Genomic DNA, 16,305 nt, shown 5'->3' on the forward strand with positions numbered 1-16,305 from the left:
CGAATATGACTCGGACCTGGCCGCCGCGGACGGTGATCCGCAAGTCGTCGGGGTTGCGAACCCTGGAGTCGGCGCTGCACCGCAGCGGCCTGGGGCCGGTGGCCGGGGTCGACGAGGTCGGCCGGGGCGCCTGCGCGGGCCCGCTGGTGGTGGCGGCCTGCGTGCTGGGGCCGAACCGGCTGGAAAGCCTTGCCGCGCTTGACGATTCGAAAAAGCTCACGGAAAAGGTGCGGGAGAAGCTGTTTCCCCTGATCTGCCGCTACGCCGTGGCCTACCACGTGGTGTTCATCCCGTCGGTCGAAGTGGACCGGCGCGGCGTGCACATGGCCAACATCGAGGGCATGCGCCGCGCCGTCGCCGGTCTGTCGGTGCGTCCGGGCTATGTGCTGAGCGACGGTTTTCGGGTGCCCGGGCTGCCGATGCCGTCGCTGCCGGTGGTCGGCGGGGACGCGGCCGCCGCCTGTATCGCCGCGGCCAGCGTGCTGGCGAAAGTCAGCCGCGACCGGCTGATGGTCGCGATGGACGCCGTGCACCCCGGCTACGGGTTCGCCGAGCACAAGGGCTACGGCACGCCCGCGCACAGCCTGGCGCTGAACCGGCTGGGTCCGTGCGCCGAGCACCGCTACTCGTTCATCAACGTGCGCCGGGTGGCGAACGGGTCAAACGGCCGGGTGGTGGCGGAGTGTAAACCGGACCTACCGGACTTGGGCGGCGAATATTCGTGAGGAAAGATGGGGACCAGGATTGCCGGGAAAAGGACGTCTGAGTAGATGAGTCGCAGATGAGTGCTGAGGATCTCGAAAAGTACGAAACCGAGATGGAGCTCTCGCTCTACCGCGAATACAAGGACATCGTCGGTCAGTTCAGCTACGTGGTGGAAACCGAGCGGCGCTTCTATCTGGCCAACAGCGTGGAGATGGTGCCGCGCAACGCCGACGGCGAGGTCTACTTTGAGCTGCGGCTATCCGACGCGTGGGTGTGGGACATGTACCGTCCCGCGCGGTTCGTCAAGCAGGTGCGTGTGGTCACCTTCAAGGACGTCAACATCGAAGAGGTCGAAAAGCCCGAACTGCGGCTGCCCGAATAGCTCAATCTGGACCTGTCTGGCCGTTGGATGGCAGCTGACCGCGGTTTTCGATGACCGCCCGAGCCACTTCCGCGAGCTTGATGTTCAGCGCCTGAGAATGGCGCCGCAGCAGCTCGAACGCCTCGTCCTCGGTCATCTCGTGCAGCAGCATCAACATGCCGACCGCCTTGCCGATTTCGCGGTTGCTGAGCAGCCCACGTCGAAGGCTGGCGGCGTCCTCGCCCTTGGCGATGGCGTTGATGGCCACGCTGGCGAACGACGCCAACACCGCCGCCCGTCCGGCGGACTCGGCGTCGAACATGTTGGGTGTGTCGCTGAACAGGTTCAGCGCGGCCCCTTTGCGCTTGTTGACCAGCAGCCGGAAGCCCATCGCGCCACGCACCGGGGTCTCCTCGACAAGAACCGAGGCGAGCTTTGGCCACAGCGACGGTGTGGTGAGGTCGGGGTCGATCTGCGGGGTTTCCTCCTCGATGGCATCGATGCACGGGCCGTCGCCGGCGCGTCGTTCCAGCTCGTCGATCCGCTGCGCGAGCCGGTCGCTGGCGCCGACGGTGACGTAGCGGTCGTTCTCGCGGACCAACAGGCTGGCGTGGTCGCAGCCGCGGATGGCCAGGGTCGCGGCGACGCAGATGGCCGCGTACATCTGCGAGGCGTCCGAGCCCTGGTAAATGATTTCGGCAAGCGCCGCGAAGACGGTCGCGGGGTCGGCCTTCTCCGCGCCGGGCGGCGCCGCGTCGGCCATTGATTCATCTGCCATGTTGTGCCTCATTTCCGGCGGTGTCGTCTATTCGACCCGCGTCAGTGGCCGTAGATTATCGGGTTCTGACACGAGCTCGACACGCTGTGTGCGTTCTGGGGGTACCGGCGGTCCCCAGCTGCGGGTCAGCGCCACAGATGCGACGCTGCGCCGCCCGTACGTATACCCATCGAAATGCAGCTCTCACTGGCTTGCGGCACGGAAACCGCGGCGACAACCTGCGATTTTCGCGGTCACGGTTTGGCTGCCCCTCCCCCGGGAAGAGACCTGTGGTGGGAATGACGGTTGCGGTGACCGGGCCGACGGGCGAAATCGGCATCTCCGCGGTGACGGCGCTGGAGCGTGAGCCCGCGGTGGAGAAAATCGTCGGAATGGCGCGGCGGCCGTTCGACCCGTCGTCGCGCGGCTGGGTGAAGACCACCTACCAGCAGGGCGACATCCTCGACCGTGAGGCCGTCGACGCGCTGGTCGCGCAGGCCGATGTGGTGGTCCACCTGGCGTTCCTCATCATGGGGTCGCGCGAGGAGAGCGAGCGCATCAACCTGCAGGGCGCGCGCAACGTTTTCGAGGCGACGGTCAACAGCGTGCGGTCGCGGCGCCTGGTGTATACCTCCTCGGTCGCGGCCTATGGCTACCACTCCGACAATCCCGTCCCGCTCACCGAAGACGTGCCCCCGCGCGGGTCACCCGAGCACTACTACTCCGCGCAGAAGGCGGCGTGTGAGGCGTTGCTCGCCGAGATCACCCGGGACTCGTCGCTCGAGGTATTCATCCTGCGGCCGTGCATCGTCGCCGGACCCAACGCGCCCGCGCTGGCCGACGCGATGCCGTGGAACCGGCTGCCCGGTCCGATTCGCGCGGTGACCAAGATGGTGCCGGCGCTGAAACCGGTTGTGCCGGATCCCGGTTTCCCGTTGCAATTGGTCCACCATGACGACGTCGCCACCGCGATCGCACTCGCGGCCACCGCTCCGACGCCGCCAGGCGCGTACAACATCGCCGCGGACGGCCTGGTGACGGTGTCCGAGGTGGCGAAGGCGCTCGGGGGCCGGCCGATACGGGTGCCCGCCGCCGCCGCGTCGGCGGCGTCCGCGGCGATTTCGCGGGTGCCGTTCGCCCCGTCGATGCTGGAGTGGCTGCACGTCGCCCGGACGTCGGTGGTGATGGACACCGCCAAGGCGAAAAAGGAACTCGGTTGGCGGCCGGTGCACTCCGCGGCGGAGACCTTGGCGGAGCTCGCTGGGTCGGTGTGAAGGCGGTGTGAGAGCGGGTCAATGTAGTTTGATTTCGTGAGGTTGCACCGTCCGGCGTCCGGCGACATCCCCGCCGACTACGACGAACACGCGGTGACCGTCGCGCCCCCCAAACGGGAGGCGGCGGGCATGCGGGCGGTGCTGGTCTCGCTGCAGCGGGGGCTCGAGCAGATGGGCGCGCTGCGCACCGCGGCGGCCCTGGCGCGGCTCAATCAGCGCAACGGTTTCGACTGTCCCGGCTGCGCATGGCCGGAGGAGCCGGGCGGGCGCAAGCTGGCCGAGTTTTGCGAGAACGGCGCCAAGGCCGTCGCCGAAGAGGCGACCAAGCGCACCGTCACGCCGGAGTTTTTCGCGCGACACTCGGTGGCGGAGCTGTCGGCCAAGCCCGAGTATTGGCTGTCCCAGCAGGGACGCCTCACCCAGCCCATGGTGCTGCGGCCCGGGGACGATCACTACCGGCCGATCGGCTGGGACGACGCGTATGAGTTGATCGTCGAACGGCTCCAGGCGCTGGAGGATCCCGACCAAGCGGTGTTCTACACGTCGGGCCGCACCAGCAACGAAGCGGCCTTCTGCTACCAGCTGCTGGTCCGCTGTTTCGGCACGAACAACCTGCCCGACTGCTCCAACATGTGCCACGAGTCCTCGGGTTCGGCGCTGACCGAGTCGATCGGCATCGGGAAGGGATCGGTCACCGTCGACGACGTCGAGCAGGCCGACCTGATCGTCATCGCCGGACAAAACCCCGGCACCAATCACCCGCGGATGCTCTCGGTGCTGGAGAAGGCAAAGGCCAACGGCGCCAAGATCATTGCGGTGAACCCGCTGCCCGAGGCCGGGTTGATCCGGTTCAAGGACCCGCAGAAGGTGAACGGGCTGGTGGGGCAAGGCGTCCCGATCGCCGACGAATTCGTGCAGATCCGACTCGGCGGCGACATGGCGTTGTTCGCTGGTCTGGGCAGGTTGTTGCTCGAGGCCGACGACCGCGCCCCGGGAACCGTCATCGACCGTGCTTTTGTCGACGCGCACTGCGCGGGATTCGACGAGTACCGGCGCCGGACGCTGGAAATCGACTTCGACACCGTGCTCGCCGCCAGCGGCATGGAGAGGGAGCAGCTCGACCGCGTGGCCGAGATGCTGATGGCGTCGCGGCGGACGGTCGTGTGCTGGGCCATGGGCCTGACCCAGCACACCCACGCCGTGGCCACCATCGCCGAGATCACCAATCTGCTGCTGCTGCGCGGCATGATCGGCAAGCCGGGTGCCGGAGTGTGCCCGGTGCGCGGGCATTCCAACGTGCAGGGCGACCGCACGATGGGCATTTGGGAGAAGATGCCCGAGCAGTTCCTGGCCGCCCTGGACCGCGAATTCGGCATTAGCAGCCCGCGCAAGCACGGGTACGACACCGTCGCCGCGATCCGCGCGATGCGCGACGGGCGGGCCCGGGTGTTCGTGGGCATGGGCGGCAACTTCGCGTCGGCCACCCCCGACACCGCCGTCACCGAGGCGGCCCTACGCAGTTGCGCTCTGACGGTGCAGATTTCGACCAAACTCAATCGCAGCCACCTGGTGCACGGCAGCACCGCGCTGATCCTGCCGACGCTCGGCCGCACCGACCGTGACATCCGCGGAGGACGGAAACAGGTTGTCTCGGTTGAGGATTCGATGTCGATGGTGCACCTGTCCCGTGGCAGCCTGCACCCGCCGAGCGACCAGGTGCGCAGCGAGGTGGAAATCATCTGCCAGTTGGCCCGCAGGCTGCTCGGCGCGGCGCATCCGGTGCCGTGGGAGCGGTTCGCGGCCGACTACGACACCATCCGCGACGCGATCGCCGCCGTGGTCCCCGGCTGCGCCGACTACAACCGCAAGGTGCGCCAGCCCGACGGATTCCAGCTGCCGCACCCGCCCCGCGATGCTCGCGAATTCCGCACCAGCACAGGCAAAGCCAACTTCGCCGCGGACCCGTTGCAGTGGGTGCCGGTGCCCCAGGGCCGACTGGTGCTGCAGACGCTGCGCAGCCACGACCAGTACAACACCACGATCTACGGGCTCGACGACCGTTACCGCGGCGTGAAGGGGGGCCGTCGCGTGGTGTTCGTCAATCCCTTGGATATCTCGGCGTTGGGCCTGGAGGAGGGGCAGCGCGTCGACCTGGTGTCGGAGTGGACCTCCGGCGATCAGTTACAGGAGCGGCGCGCGAAGGATTTTCTGGTGGTGGGCTATTCGACCCCGGTCGGCAACGCCGCGTCGTACTACCCGGAGACCAACGCGTTGGTTCCGCTGGATCACACCGCGGCCAAGTCGAACACCCCGGTGTCCAAGGCGATCATCGTCCGGTTGGAGCCGGCGACGTAGTGGGGCACGTCACCGCGCGGCGGCGGGTCAGGCATCTCAGCGCCGATCGGGCGACCACCCGGCCGGAAACCCTCGCCGTCGAGGAGCCGTTGGAGATCCGCGTCAACGGCGCCCCGGTGACCGTGACGATGCGCACGCCCGGCTCGGATATCGAACTCGCGCAAGGCTTTCTGCTCACCGAGGGAATCATCGGGCGCCGCGAGGACGTGGTGACCATTCGCTACTGCGGTGGGCATGACGACGAAAACACCTACAACGTTCTGGACGTCACGTTGGCCCCCGGCGTCGCGCCACCCGACCTCGACGTCACCCGTAACTTCTACACCACGTCGTCGTGCGGGGTCTGCGGAAAGGCATCGCTGGAAGCGGTGCGGGTGATGGGCCGGTTTTCCCCCGGCTCGGATCCGGCGAGCGTGGCCGCGGCCACGCTCAAGGCGATGCCGGACCAACTCCGCTCCGCGCAAAAGGTTTTCGCGAGCACCGGGGGGCTGCACGCCGCGGCGTTGTTCGGTGTGGACGGCGCCATGCTGGCCGTGCGCGAGGACATCGGCAGGCACAACGCGGTCGACAAGGTCATCGGCTGGGCGCTCGAGCACGACCGGGTACCGCTGAGCGCGACGGTGCTGCTGGTCAGCGGGCGGGCGTCGTTCGAGTTGACGCAAAAGGCCGTGATGGCAGCGATTCCCGTGCTCGCCGCGGTGTCGGCGCCGTCATCGCTGGCGGTCTCGCTGGCCGAGGAGTCCGGCCTCACGCTGGTGGCGTTCCTGCGGCAGGACTCGATGAATGTCTACACCCGGGCCGACCGGATCACCTGAGACCGCCTGGGGATAGACCGGGGACTGGGGATAACCGCGCGTTTCGGCGGGCCCTCGGTCGTGTCATGTCGGAGCCGCCGGGCAGGTTGGCCGCATGACGACCGAAACGACTCTGACCCGCGCCCAGCTGGGAGCTATGGGCGAAGCGCTCGCCGTGGATCATCTGGCGGGGATGGGATTGCGGATCCTGGCCCGCAACTGGCGTTGCCGCTACGGCGAACTCGACGTGATCGCGTGCGACGATGCCACCCGAACGCTGGTGTTCGTCGAAGTCAAAACCCGGACCGGCGACGGCTACGGCGGCCTGGCCTATGCGGTCACCGAGCGGAAGGCCCGGCGGCTGCGGCGGCTGGCGGGGCTGTGGCTGGCCGGCCAGGGTGAGCGCTGGGCGGCGCTGCGCATCGACGTGATCGGCGTGCGGGTCGGGCGCCGCCGCACCCCGGAGATCACCCACCTGCAGGGAATCGGCTGATGGCGCTGGGGCGGGCGTTCTCGGTCGCGGTGCGCGGATTGGACGGCACCACAGTCGAAATCGAGGCCGACATCTCCTCCGGCCTGCCGGGCGTGTACCTGGTCGGGCTGCCCGACGCCGCCCTGCAGGAGTCGCGCGACCGGGTCCGGGCGGCGGTCACCAATTGCGGCAATGAATGGCCCCAGTCCCGGCTCACGCTGGCGCTGTCACCTGCGACGCTGCCGAAGATGGGATCGGTCTACGACATCGCGCTGGCGGCCGCGGTGCTGTCCGCGCAGCGCAAGCACCCGTGGGAGCGGCTGGAGAAGACGGTGCTGCTCGGTGAGCTGTCGCTGGACGGCCGGGTGCGCCCGGTGCGCGGGGTGCTGCCCGCCGTGCTGGCGGCCAAACGCGACGGCTGGCCGGCGGTCGTCGTCCCGGTGGACAACCTGGCCGAGGCCAGCCTGGTCGACGGGATCGACGTTTGGGGCGTGCGCACGCTGCGGCAACTGCAGGGCTGGCTCGGCGGCTCCGGCGGCCTGGACCCCAGGATCAGCGCCGGGACCACGGACCCGGAGCCCACGGCGGATCTGGCCGACGTGATCGGACAGGCGCAGGCGCGGTTCGCGGTGGAAGTCGCGGCCGCCGGTGCGCATCACCTCATGCTGACCGGGCCGCCAGGCGTGGGCAAAACGATGCTGGCGCAACGGCTTCCGGGACTGTTGCCGCCGCTGTCGGACGATGAGTCCCTGGAGGTCACCGCGATTCACTCGGTGGCCGGGCTGCTGACGGCGGATACCCCGTTGATCACCCGGCCCCCTTTCGTGGCGCCGCACCACAGCTCGACGGTCGCGGCGCTGGTCGGCGGGGGTTCGGGGATGGCCCGCCCCGGCGCGGTCAGCCGGGCGCATCGCGGGGTGTTGTTCCTGGACGAATGCGCCGAAATCAGCGTCAGCGCGCTCGAAGCGCTGCGAACACCGTTGGAGGACGGGGAGATTCGCCTCGCACGCCGCGACGGGGTGGCGTGTTATCCCGCCCGCTTCCAGCTGGTGTTGGCCGCCAACCCGTGTCCGTGCGCGCCGGCCGATCCGCAGGACTGCATCTGCGCTGCCGCGGCCAAGCGGCGCTATCTGGGCAAGCTGTCCGGGCCGCTGCTGGACCGCGTCGACCTGCGGGTGCAGATGCACGCGGTGCGCGCCGGGGCGATCTCGGTCACCGACGGCGAATCGACGGCGCAGGTTCGCCGGCGGGTCGCAGCGGCGCGCGACGCGGCCGCCGAGCGCTGGCGCCCACACGGATTCCGCACCAACGCCGAAGTCAGCGGGACGCTGTTGCGGCGAAAGTTTCGCCCCGGCAACGCCGCGATGGACCCGCTGAAGACGGCGCTCGATCGTGGGCTGCTTTCCATCCGCGGCCTGGATCGCACCCTGCGCGTGGCGTGGAGCCTGGCCGACTTGGCCGGCCGCAGCTCGCCCGGGCTCGACGAAGTCGCCGCCGCGCTGAGTTTTCGGCAACCGGGGATGCAGCGATGACCGATCCGGTGTTGTCCGCGTGGGCTTACCTGTCGCGGGTGGCTGAGCCGCCCTGTCCGGAACTGGCCGCATTGGTGCGATGCGTGGGCCCGCAGGAGGCGGCCGACCGGGTCCGACGCGGCCTGGTCAACGACGACCTGGCGCGCCACACCGAGGCCAGGCGCGAAATAGACCTGGCCACAGGCGATCTCGAGCTGCTCGCGCGTCGCGGCGGACGATTGATCACGCCCGATGACGACGAGTGGCCGCTCGCGTTGGCGGCGTTCGGCGGCGCCGGCGCTCGTCCGCGCGGCGGGCCGCCAATGGTGTTGTGGGCGCTTGGTCCTGCGCGTCTGGATGAGGTGGCGTGCCGGGCGGCCGCCGTGGTCGGAACCCGAGCCTCGAGTACGTATGGCGAACACGTGGCGGGGGATTTGGCGGCCGGGCTGGTCGAGCGGGACGTCGCCGTCGTCTCGGGAGGGGCCTACGGCATCGACGGTGCGGCGCACCGCGCGGCGCTGGCGGCCGACGGCATCACCGTGGCGGTGCTGGCCGGCGGGCTCGACGTTCCTTATCCCGCTGGGCATTCGGCGTTACTGCATCGCATCGGTCAGCACGGGCTGCTGTTCACCGAGTACCCGCCGGGTGTGCGCCCGGCCCGTTACCGGTTCCTGACCCGCAACCGTCTGGTGGCCGCCGTCGCCGGCGCGGTGGTGGTGGTCGAAGCGGGCCTGCGCAGTGGCGCCGCGAACACCGCCGCCTGGGCGCGGGCGCTGGGACGGGTGGTGGCCGCCGTGCCAGGGCCCGTCACGTCGTCGGCGTCGGCCGGATGCCATGCGCTGCTGCGCAACGGCGCGGAACTGGTCACCCGGGCCGACGACATCGTCGAACTGGTTGGTCGCATCGGTGAGTTGGCATCCGAGGAGCCGCGGCCCACCACGGCGCTGGACGGGCTGGGCGAGGCCGAGCGTCAGGTATACGACGCACTACCGGGCCGCGGCGTCGTCACGGTCGACGAGATCGCCGTGGCGGCCGGACTGGCGCCCCAGCAGGTGCTCGGGCCGCTCGCGATGCTCGAGGTGGCCGGCTTCGCCGAGCGCCGCGAGGGACGGTGGCGCATCGTCCGCGCCGGTGGCGGCCAGGCCGCGATGACGACGCGACTCGTATAGTCGACGAGGGTCGGGTCTGAACAGGAGGATAAGTGGCGGGTCGGCCTCTGCAGAGCTTCGAAGTCGTCGGTACCAAGCAACTCACCCGGCACATGGTGCGGGTGGTGCTGGGCAGCAGGTCTTTCGAGACCTTCGTTCCCAGCAAGTTCACCGACTCGTACGTCAAGATGGCGTTCGTCGCAGACGATGTCGACGTGGCCCCGCTGCCGCAGCCGTTGACGCTGGACAGTTTTGCCGACCTGCCGCCGGAGAAAAGGCCTTCGGTACGGACCATGACCGTTCGCCAGGTCGACCCCGCGGCCCGCGAGATCACCATCGACATCGTGGTGCACGGCGAACACGGGGTCGCGGGCCCGTGGGCGGCCGCGGCCCAGCCCGGCCAGCCGATCTACCTGATGGGTCCCGGCGGCGCCTACACCCCCGACCCCGCCGCCGATTGGCATCTGCTGGCCGGCGACGAGTCCGCGCTGCCCGCCATCGCCGCCGCCCTAGAAGCGTTGCCCGCCAATGCGGTTGGCAAGGCCTTCATTGAGGTAGCCGGCCAGGAGGACGAAATCCCTTTGACCGCACCGGATTCCGTTGAAGTCAGTTGGGTCTATCGCGGCGGGCGCGCCGACCTGGTTCCCGAGGACCGCGCCGGCGATCACGCGCCGCTGATCGAGGCGGTCACCACCACCCCATGGCTGCCCGGGCAGGTGCACGTATTCGTCCACGGCGAGGCCCAGACGGTGATGCACAACCTGCGTCCCTACATCCGCAAAGAGCGCGGCGTCGACGCGGCGTGGGCGTCATCGATCTCCGGCTATTGGCGGCGCGGCCGCACCGAAGAGACGTTCCGGCAATGGAAGAAGGAACTGGCCGAGACTGAGGCCGGGGGAGAGGCCGGGGCTTAGCGGTGGCACCGCCACCCCACTTCGGGGACTATCAGAACGAGATCTACCTGCAGGGCCTGGCGGGAGTGGCACCGAAGCTGCCGATGGTCTTCGCCGAGCTGGAAGCCAAGGCCGAAAAAGCACTGCCGCCCTCGATCTGGTCCTACGTGGCTGGCGGGGCCGGCGACGAACGAACCCAGCGCGCCAACTGCGAGGCCTTCGAACGGTGGGGCCTCTACCCGCGCATGTTCGTCGGCGCCGCCCAGCGCGACCTGTCCGTCGACTTGTTCGGCCTGACCCTGCCCGCCCCGCTGTTCATGGCGCCGATCGGCGTCATCGGGCTGTGCGCCCAGGACGGCCACGGAGACCTCGCCACCGCACGCGCGGCCGCGGCCACCGGCGTGCCCATGATCGCCTCGACGCTGACCGTCGACCCGATGGAAGACGTCGCCGCCGCCCTCGGCGACACGCCCGGGTTTTTTCAGCTCTACACACCGACCGACCGCGACGTGGCCGCCAGCCTGGTGCAGCGCGCCGAGGCGGCGGGCTTCAAGGGCATCGTCGTCACGCTCGACACCTGGGTCACCGGGTGGCGGCCGCGCGACCTCAGCACGTCGAATTTCCCGCAGCTGCGCGGCCACTGCCTGGCCAACTACACCAGCGATCCGGTCTTCCGCGCCAGCCTGCAACGGCCGCCGGAGGAGGACCCGCAGGGCGCCGTGCTGCGCTGGATACAGCTCTTCGGAAACGCTTTGACCTGGGATGACCTGGCGTGGTTGCGCTCGCTGACCGAGCTGCCGCTGCTCGTGAAGGGCATCTGCCACCCCGACGACGCCCGGCGCGCCCGGGACGGCGGGATCGACGGCATCTACTGCTCCAATCACGGCGGCCGCCAAGCCAACGGCGGCCTGCCCGCCATCGACTGCCTGCCGGCGGTGGTCGAGGCGGCCGACGGCCTGCCGGTCCTGTTCGACTCCGGCATCCGCAGCGGCGCCGACGTCATCAAGGCGCTGGCGCTGGGCGCCACCGCGGTGGGCGTCGGCCGCCCGTACGCCTACGGGTTGGCGCTCGGCGGCGTCGACGGCGTGGTGCACGTGCTGCGCACGCTGCTGGCCGAAGCGGACCTGATCATGGCCGTCGACGGCTATCCCACGCTCAAAGATCTCACCCCGGACACGCTGCGGCGCGTCGACTAAGCGGCGGCGGGCGCGCCTGCGACCGTGGGGGAATGCAGGCGATCCTCGAGGAGTTCGACGAGTACCTTGCGCTGCAATGCGGTCGCTCGGCGCACACCCGTCGCGCCTACCTGGGCGACGTGCGCTCGTTGTTCGAATTCCTGGACGGACGCGGCATCGGCCTGGACGGCTTGAGCCTGCCCGTGCTGCGGACGTGGCTGGCCGGGGCGGCCAGCGCCGGCGCCGCCCGCACGACCCTGGCCCGTCGCACCTCGGCGGTCAGGGCGTTCACCGCATGGGCAACGCGGCGCGGCCTGCTGACCACGGACCCCGGCGCCCGGCTGCAAATGCCCAAGGCGCACCGCACGCTGCCGGCCGTGCTGCGCCAGGATCAGGCGTTGGACGCCATGGCCGCCGCGAAATCCGGTGCGCAGCAAGGTGATCCGTTGGCGCTGCGGGACCGGCTGATCGTCGAGATGTTGTACGCCACCGGTATTCGGGTGAGCGAGTTGTGCGGGCTGGACATCGACGACGTCGACACCGGGCAGCGGTTGGTGCGGGTCCTCGGCAAGGGCAACAAGCAGCGGACGGTGCCCTTCGGGGTGCCGGCCGCCGACGCGCTGCGGGCCTGGCTGGATCACGGGCGTCCGGCCCTGCTCACCGCCGAGTCCGGGCCAGCACTGCTGCTCGGCGCGCGGGGCCGCCGGCTCGACGTGCGCCAGGCCCGCACGGTCGTGCACCAGACCGTCGCCGCGGTCAACGGCGCCCCCGACATGGGGCCGCACGGACTGCGCCACAGCGCGGCCACCCACCTGCTCGAAGGCGGGGCCGACCTGCGCGTCGTCCAGGAATTGCTCGGCCATTCCAGCCTGGCGACCACCCAGCTGTATACCCACGTCGCGGTGTCCCGGCTGCGAGCGGTGCACGACCAGGCCCACCCGCGGGCCTAGTGTGCACCGACGGCGCCCGGTATGCGTCCAGGGCGCCACAGAAGCACACTCGAACGCGCGACTAGCCGTCCAGCGGCTTGAGCCGGATGCGGGTCGACTTCAACAGGCCCAGCGGATCGACGTAGCGCGCGCCCGACGCCGGACCCCACATCGCGCCCCAATGCAGACACGCCGCGGCCCGGCAGCCGGGGTGTCCGGCCACCAGCTCGCCCAGCACCGTCGACGCCGTCACCGGCTGGCCGGCCCGCACGGCCGCCCGGACCGGCTCGTAGCTGGTGCGCAATCCGCCGGGATGGGCCAGCGACACCACCGGCCGCCCGGCCAGCAGCCCCGCGAACACCACGGTCGCCTCACCCACGGCGTAGACCGGCTGGCCAGGGGCGCCGGGCAGGTCCACCCCCCGATGCCCGGGATTCCAGTCGGGTGAGGGGGCGTCGAATCCCCGCGAGACCGCCGGCGGCGGCCGCAGCGGCCAATCCAACCGCACGTCGTCGGCGGCCGCTGGCACCGCGGTGACCAGGGCCAGGGTCGCGATCAGCGCCATCCACCGCACTCGTGCAGTTCAGCGCTACACCCAAGATCGGGCCAGTCAGCGCTGTGGACAAAGCACCTGGCTGAACGGTGTAAACTGCTTCCCGCGGTCCGTGTAAACGGGCTGACTTCGCGTGTCTGCGCAACAACCGGATGCCGAGCGGTCCCGACTAAGGGTTCGGCATCTCAGCAGGCACCAGGGCCCGGCTTCACCCGACGCCGGGCGACAACCGACACAAAGGACTGGCCGTAATGGCTGTTGTAACCATGAAGCAGCTGCTTGACAGCGGCACCCACTTCGGGCATCAGACCCGTCGCTGGAATCCCAAGATGAAGCGGTTCATCTTCACCGACCGCAACGGCATCTACATCATCGACCTGCAGCAGACGCTGACCTTCATCGACAAGGCGTACGAATTCGTGAAGGAAACCGTCGCCCACGGGGGCACCGTGCTGTTCGTCGGTACCAAGAAGCAGGCGCAGGAATCGGTCGCCGCCGAAGCGACCCGCGTCGGCATGCCGTACGTGAACCAGCGCTGGCTGGGCGGCATGCTCACCAACTTCTCCACCGTGCACAAGCGGCTGCAGCGCCTCAAGGAGCTGGAGGCGATGGAGCAGACCGGCGGCTTCGAGGGCCGCACCAAGAAGGAGATCCTGGGCCTGACGCGGGAGAAGAACAAGCTGGAACGCAGCCTGGGCGGCATCCGCGACATGAACAAGGTCCCGTCGGCGGTCTGGGTCGTCGACACCAACAAGGAGCACATCGCCGTCGGCGAGGCCCGCAAACTGGGCATCCCGGTGATCGCGATCCTGGACACCAACTGCGACCCGGACGAGGTCGACTACCCGATCCCGGGCAACGACGACGCGATCCGCTCGGCCGCCCTGCTCACCAAGGTGATCGCGTCCGCGGTCGCCGAGGGCCTGCAGGCCCGTGCCGGCGTGGGTCGCGGTGACGGCAAGCCGGAGGCGGACGCCGCCGAGCCGCTCGCCGAATGGGAGCAGGAACTGCTGGCCTCGGCGACGGCCAGTGCCACCCCGGCTGCCACCCCCTCCGCGGGCAACGACGCCGCTGCGGGTGCAACCGAATCAACCCCCACGGAAGGCTGATATGGCGAACTTCACCGCCGCCGACGTCAAGCGGCTCCGGGAGCTCACCGGTGCCGGCATGCTCGACTGCAAGAACGCGCTGGCCGACAGCGACGGCGACTTCGACAAGGCGGTCGAGGCGCTGCGGATCAAGGGCGCCAAGGACGTCGGCAAGCGCGCCGAGCGGGCCACGGCCGAGGGCCTGGTCGCGGCGAAGGACGGCGCGCTGATCGAGCTCAACTCGGAAACCGACTTCGTCGCCAAGAACGCCGAGTTCCAGGCCCTCGCCGACCAGGTCGTCGGCGCGGCGTTGGCCGCCAAGGCCACCGACGTCGACGCGCTGAAAGCCGCCAAGATCGGCGACACCACCGTCGAGCAGGCCATCGCGGACCTGTCGGCCAAGATCGGCGAAAAGCTGGAACTGCGCCGCGTGCAGTACTTCGACGGCAAGGTCGAGACCTACCTGCACAAGCGCGCGGCCGACCTGCCACCCGCGGTCGGCGTGCTCGTCGAGTACACCGGCGATGGCGCCGACGCGGCACACACGGTCGCGTTGCAGATCGCCGCGCTCAAGGCCCGCTACCTGTCCCGCGACGACGTGCCCGAAGACGTGGTTGCCAGCGAACGCCGCATCGCCGAGGAGACCGCGAAGGCCGAGGGCAAGCCGGAGCAGGCGCTGCCCAAGATCGTCGAGGGCCGGCTGAACGGCTTCTTCAAGGACGCGGTGCTGCTCGAGCAGCCGTCGGTGTCGGACAGCAAGAAGACCGTCAAGGCGCTGCTCGACGAGGCCGGCGTCACGGTGACGCGGTTCGTCCGCTTCGAGGTGGGCCAGGCCTAGCCGGCCAGCACGAAACCGATAGCGTCACTGTTATGCAACGCGTGCACGCTTTCGGCGATGATGCCCTGGGCGATCTCGACGCGGTCGGCCTCGGCGCCGCCATCCGCGCCGAATGGGTCAGCCGGGCCGACGTCATCGAGGCCGCCATCTCCCGCACCGAAGCCGTCAATCCGGTCCTGAATGGCTTGGCGCACAAGGCGTTCGAGCAGGCGCGGGCCACCGCGGCAGCGTCTCCTGCGACGGGCTTTTTCAGCGGTGTCCCGACGTTCATCAAGGACAACGTCGACGTCGCCGGCCTACCGACGATGCGCGGCGCCGACGCCTGGACGCCGTTCGACGCCGTCGCCGACGGCGAGTTCACCCGGCTGTATCTGGCCACCGGGCCGACAGCGCTGGGCAAGACGCAGATGTCGGAGTTCGGGTTCAGCGCGTCCGCCGAACATCCCCGGCTGGGGCCGGTGCGCAACCCGTGGGACACCGACTACACCGCGGGTGCCTCGTCGTCGGGGTCGGGCGCGTTCGTCGCCGCGGGTGTGGTGCCGATCGCGCACGCCAACGACGGCGGCGGCTCCATCCGAATTCCGGCCTCCTGCAACGGACTTGTCGGGCTGAAGCCGTCGCGCGGTCGGCTGCCGCTCGATCCGGAGCTGCGCCGGATGCCGGTAGGCATCGTCACCAACGGCGTGCTGACCCGCTCGGTGCGTGACACCGCCGCGTTCTATCGGGAGGCCGAGCGCGTCTGGCGAAACCCCAAGCTGCCGCCGGTGGGGGACGTCACGGGTCCCGGCAGGCAGCGGCTGCGCATCGCCGTGCTGACCCGTTCGGTGCACCGCGAGTGCAGCCCGCAGCTCCGCGAGCTGACGCTGAAGACGGCCAGCCTGCTCGAGGAACTGGGCCACCGTGTCGAACACATCGACGAGACCCCGGCCCCGGCCGGGTTCTCGGACGACTTCGTGCTGTATTGGGGATTCTTGGCGCTGGCGCAGGTGCGCGCCGGGCGGCGGCTGTTCGGCAAGACATTCGACCGCACCCGGCTGGACGCCCTGACGCTGGGGCTGGACCGTCACACCAGCCGCAATCTGCACCGGTTACCTGCGGTGATCATGCGCCTGCGCAGGATGCGACGGCGCAGCGCGGAGTTCTTCCGCAACTACGACGCGGTGCTCACGCCCACGGTCGCCGACGAAACGCCGCGGGTCGGCTACCTCGCGCCGACCGACTACCAGCAGCTGATGCAGCGGCTGATCGACTGGGTTGCGTTCACGCCGTGGCAGAACGTCACAGGCGATCCGGCGATCTCGCTGCCGCTGGCGCAGACCGCGGGTGGCATGCCCGCCGGCATGATGCTGGCCGCCGACATGGGGCAGGAAGCGCTGCTGCTGGAGCTGGCCTACGAACTCGAAGAGGCGCGGCCGTGGGTGCGGATCCAGGACCCCGACGGGGCCGCGTAAC

15 protein-coding genes and 1 pseudogene are annotated in these 16,305 nt (G+C 69.7%); 14 read left to right on the plus strand and 2 right to left on the minus strand.

What is annotated here, in order from left to right; translation table 11 throughout:
* Positions 1-5 precede the first annotated feature (5 nt).
* Together A5744_RS18515 and A5744_RS18520 are read left to right on the plus strand one after the other, a co-directional pair.
* The gene (locus A5744_RS18515; RefSeq protein WP_076063909.1) at positions 6-725 is read left to right on the plus strand and encodes a ribonuclease HII; all 720 of its coding nucleotides are present in this window, start codon (positions 6-8) and stop codon (positions 723-725) included.
* 56 nt (positions 726-781) lie between these two features.
* Complete coding sequence (locus A5744_RS18520; RefSeq protein ID WP_007171389.1) at positions 782-1,087, plus strand: DUF2469 domain-containing protein; 306 nt, start codon at positions 782-784, stop codon at positions 1,085-1,087.
* Position 1,088: 1 nt separating this feature from the next.
* Here A5744_RS18520 and A5744_RS18525 read toward each other — a convergent pair whose 3' ends face one another.
* Positions 1,089-1,844 carry a GAF and ANTAR domain-containing protein gene (locus A5744_RS18525; protein ID WP_076063493.1) on the minus strand — a complete coding sequence of 252 codons (756 nt, stop codon included), beginning with the start codon at positions 1,842-1,844 and terminating at the stop codon, positions 1,089-1,091.
* 272 nt (positions 1,845-2,116) lie between these two features.
* On the opposite strand from A5744_RS18525, the gene A5744_RS18530 reads away from it, so the two are divergent.
* The 9 genes from A5744_RS18530 (at position 2,117) to A5744_RS18570 (ending at position 12,395) form a co-directional block, all read left to right on the plus strand.
* On the plus strand, positions 2,117-3,097 hold the full coding sequence (locus A5744_RS18530; RefSeq protein ID WP_076063911.1) for an NAD-dependent epimerase/dehydratase family protein: 981 nt from the start codon (positions 2,117-2,119) through the stop codon (positions 3,095-3,097).
* Positions 3,098-3,133: 36 nt separating this feature from the next.
* Positions 3,134-5,452: an FdhF/YdeP family oxidoreductase gene (locus A5744_RS18535; RefSeq protein ID WP_170874532.1), complete on the plus strand. Its 2,319-nt coding sequence runs from the start codon at positions 3,134-3,136 to the stop codon at positions 5,450-5,452.
* Positions 5,452-6,267, plus strand: a complete 816-nt coding sequence (gene fdhD, locus A5744_RS18540; protein ID WP_076063494.1) for a formate dehydrogenase accessory sulfurtransferase FdhD — start codon at positions 5,452-5,454, stop codon at positions 6,265-6,267. Before A5744_RS18535 ends, fdhD begins: the two co-directional genes overlap by 1 nt.
* A 94-nt stretch (positions 6,268-6,361) precedes the next feature.
* Positions 6,362-6,739, plus strand: coding sequence for a YraN family protein (locus tag A5744_RS18545; protein ID WP_076063496.1), 378 nt, complete (start codon positions 6,362-6,364; stop codon positions 6,737-6,739).
* Complete coding sequence (locus A5744_RS18550) at positions 6,739-8,250, plus strand: YifB family Mg chelatase-like AAA ATPase (RefSeq protein ID WP_076063498.1); 1,512 nt, start codon at positions 6,739-6,741, stop codon at positions 8,248-8,250. The genes A5744_RS18545 and A5744_RS18550 overlap by 1 nt, the downstream gene beginning before the upstream one ends.
* Positions 8,247-9,398, plus strand: coding sequence for a DNA-processing protein DprA (gene dprA, locus A5744_RS18555; protein WP_076063500.1), 1,152 nt, complete (start codon positions 8,247-8,249; stop codon positions 9,396-9,398). Before A5744_RS18550 ends, dprA begins: the two co-directional genes overlap by 4 nt.
* Positions 9,399-9,430: 32 nt before the next feature.
* A complete protein-coding gene (locus A5744_RS18560; RefSeq protein ID WP_076063501.1) occupies positions 9,431-10,291 on the plus strand; it encodes a siderophore-interacting protein in 861 nt (286 codons plus the stop codon).
* Between the two features lie 2 nt (positions 10,292-10,293).
* On the plus strand, positions 10,294-11,466 hold the full coding sequence (locus tag A5744_RS18565) for a lactate 2-monooxygenase (protein ID WP_076063503.1): 1,173 nt from the start codon (positions 10,294-10,296) through the stop codon (positions 11,464-11,466).
* Positions 11,467-11,498: 32 nt separating this feature from the next.
* Positions 11,499-12,395, plus strand: a complete 897-nt coding sequence (locus A5744_RS18570; protein WP_076063505.1) for a tyrosine recombinase XerC — start codon at positions 11,499-11,501, stop codon at positions 12,393-12,395.
* 70 nt (positions 12,396-12,465) lie between these two features.
* On the opposite strand, the pseudogene A5744_RS18575 reads toward A5744_RS18570, so the two are convergent.
* Positions 12,466-12,939 (minus strand): annotated as a pseudogene (locus A5744_RS18575) (M23 family metallopeptidase); the annotation flags it as partial.
* A 239-nt stretch (positions 12,940-13,178) separates the two neighbouring features.
* On the opposite strand from A5744_RS18575, the gene rpsB reads away from it, so the two are divergent.
* Genes rpsB through A5744_RS18590 form a run of 3 tightly spaced genes read left to right on the plus strand, consistent with a single transcriptional unit; the run spans position 13,179 to position 16,304 of the window.
* Positions 13,179-14,036, plus strand: coding sequence for a 30S ribosomal protein S2 (gene rpsB / locus A5744_RS18580; RefSeq protein ID WP_076063508.1), 858 nt, complete (start codon positions 13,179-13,181; stop codon positions 14,034-14,036).
* Between the two features lies 1 nt (position 14,037).
* Positions 14,038-14,853 (plus strand): translation elongation factor Ts, encoded by an 816-nt coding sequence (gene tsf / locus A5744_RS18585; RefSeq protein WP_076063510.1) that lies wholly within the window; start codon positions 14,038-14,040, stop codon positions 14,851-14,853.
* A 32-nt stretch (positions 14,854-14,885) separates the two neighbouring features.
* Positions 14,886-16,304, plus strand: a complete 1,419-nt coding sequence (locus A5744_RS18590) for an amidase (protein ID WP_076063512.1) — start codon at positions 14,886-14,888, stop codon at positions 16,302-16,304.
* Position 16,305 lies beyond the last annotated feature (1 nt).

Origin of the sequence: Mycobacterium sp. IS-1264 (assembly GCF_001954195.1) — a bacterium.
Classification (GTDB): domain Bacteria; phylum Actinomycetota; class Actinomycetes; order Mycobacteriales; family Mycobacteriaceae; genus Mycobacterium.